This is a genomic window from Paenibacillus sp. 01T422 (assembly GCF_056398785.1).
On record NZ_JBFTQB010000904.1, the window covers coordinates 1 to 2,594 of the forward strand.

Genomic DNA, 2,594 nt, shown 5'->3' on the forward strand with positions numbered 1-2,594 from the left:
GTGTACGACCACCCACTGTTCAAAGGATATTCAAGTGTACGACCACCCACTGTTCAAAGGATATTCAATAGTATCATAACCTTTAAGGCAAGTTGTAATGTCCTCAACAGTTCTTACACCGAAGAACTCGTAATCATTAACCATAAACCTACCAACAACTTGATGTTTTCCTTCAGCAACATAAAGTCCTTTTTGGTGCTTAAGTTCTGGTTGACCTACTAACACTACGGTTAATTTTATTTGATATCTTTCAAGCCAATTATAAACATCAATGAGCCAATTATAGTTATATTCATAAAGGCACTGTGCTTCATCAATAAACATCACAATCATTTTATATTTTGAATTCTCACCCCTTTCTAATAAGAATCTAGTAAGCCTGTCAAACTTTTGACTCTTTTTACCACTCTGTGGATAGGTATGTCCCACTCCTTCAAGCAGTAATTCATAAAAAACTTCTTCGTTCGGATTTTTTTTATGTCTCCCTGGAATCTTGAAAATAGGCAATTCTTCTCCGTATTTTAAAGGCAGTGTTTGTGCTAAGAAATCAATTGCTCGACTTTTCCCAAGTCTTTGACGCCCGTGAATAATCCCTCCCGGGGTTCTGTCTTCAATCCATTCTCCGACCTCTAAATACATATTCATTATCTCATTCGTGGGCACAAGATATCTGTCTAACTCCAGAGGATGTGTTCCTCTTGATATAACTGGTCTGCTTAGGTATTCATTATTATTTTCGCTGCTAGACGGATTCAAATTAAAAACACCTCATTTTATAAAGAAATAGGTTTAAATATAGCTTGTAGGTCTGCTGGTATTTCAAGATTTTTTCTTGTATCTTCGGGTCTTATTTCGTGAAGTAGAATTGATGTAGCGCTGTTTAAGCTCACATTATTGTCATTAGAACTTTCTACTTCTTTACCTTGTTGGCTCATAGCTTGCTGATAGCGTTGCTCATGTGCAAATCTGTTCTTGTCAGCCTTACTATCACTGCTGCTTAGGTAATCGTAATAAGCTTGAACATAATCATCTTTATTTAGAAAGTATTCGTCCTTGCGTTTTCTCATTTTATTAATCGCTTTCCTAGTTTCTAACGAATGAGGAGTCATTGCCCATTTTCCCGATACACGTAAAAATCCAAGCTCATTTCCATTTTGATGAAAAGCTTTAATTGACCGAATATCCATTAAATTAATGTATATTGTCAGCTTAGTCCCAATTAGGCTAGGATTATTTGATAATAAATTACTTCTGTATTGAGCACCTTCAAAATTAATGAATGGCCTTCTTCCCTGAGATGTATTTCCCTTTACAACACATGTTGTGCTGATTGTCAGTAAACCTAATTCTTGTCTGCGATGTTCAGGTAAAATTCTCGGTATAAATCCTCTCGCAATTTTGTCACGCATTGCTTCAAGTGGAGCAAGATATGATGTACCAGTATGAGGCTCGTTGTTATATTGTGCCAACATGACTTCAGTTAATTCTTCTAAATGTTCAATGCTAATCTCACTCTTCAGAGCTTTCTTTTCAGCGTTTTTTCTCCTAGGATCATTAGGGTTACTACCTGTTGTAGATGGCAATAGGTGGTATCCGTTCTCTTCTAGAATTCCAAAGAATCTCTCAACAAAGCTCCTTCTAAGTGGAGAACTAACTTGACCAGCGTTCATAAAACATCCAATGGTTTTAGTCAGTTTATCCTTTACATTAGTTGCTAAGTTTGCCTTAGCATTGTCCAGCCAAAATTCTCTCCATACAGCCCACTGAGCCTCTGGAAAACATGAAGAGGGAAATGCCCCCTCTTTAGGGTATTGCAGACCTTGAATCGTAAATGTCTTTGGCTGATGTGGGTAGATCGCATTTTGTATACATTGTAAGACATCCATTTGTGAATACTCCGGCTTCACACAAAGTAAATGCCCTAGAACAGTTCTAGTCGGTATTTCTAAGATGACAAGCAGCCAGATTCTTTTTAGTGTCTTTCTGATCCAGTTACCATCAGGATCTGTATAACGAATAGTTACGATTAAATCTATTTTATGTCCATCAAATTGAACACGATTATATGGTCTAAAATTAATTGGATGGTTCTTTTCACCTTTCCCTACAGTCCTTGCAATCATTGCAGCAGTCTCCCCATGAATATGTGCATTCCCTAAGTGGCGATCTTTCAAATTTTTCACATATCTTTCTAATGATCTTCTCCCGCGGTCTTCTGTATTCCTAGGATATTGATCGGCTGTAATGTTTAGATCCTTACACTTATCGATCATTTTTCTATGAATATCTTTAACTCTATATGTGGGCTGCAATGAGTCTTTATTTATTCCTAAAGCCAAATCATTGATGAGTAACCTTAGATCCGGGTATGTTTCAAGTAACAGTTCAAATGCTCCAGAATAGTTCGTCTTTTTACCCTTTGGAAGTTTCTCACGTTCATATTTTTTCACATGGTAGCTGGGGTTTAAAGCTCTAAATCCCTGGGTATCCCCATAACCATCAGATTCCAGACATCTATTTACAAATCTCAGAATTTCTTTTGTCTCAATCCCTGTAGCATTTGAAATTTCGCGAACAGGCGTTTGTCCTTGAAC

At 37.0% G+C, this 2,594-nt stretch carries 2 protein-coding genes; both read right to left on the reverse strand.

Going from position 1 to position 2,594, the window contains the following annotated elements; translation table 11 throughout:
• Positions 1 to 30 precede the first annotated feature (30 nt).
• Positions 31 to 639, reverse strand: a complete 609-nt coding sequence (locus AC1DUA_RS33210) for an ATP-binding protein (RefSeq protein ID WP_477503796.1) — start codon at positions 637 to 639, stop codon at positions 31 to 33.
• 134 nt (positions 640 to 773) lie between these two features.
• Positions 774 to 2,594 (reverse strand): hypothetical protein (locus AC1DUA_RS33215; protein ID WP_477503797.1); only part of this gene is annotated, 1,821 nt, incomplete at its 5' end.

Coding starts and splice junctions, on each gene's coding strand:
- AC1DUA_RS33210 (WP_477503796.1), bottom strand. CDS start 639: ATGTATTTAGAGGTCGGAGAATGGATTGAAGACAGAACCCCGGGAGGG.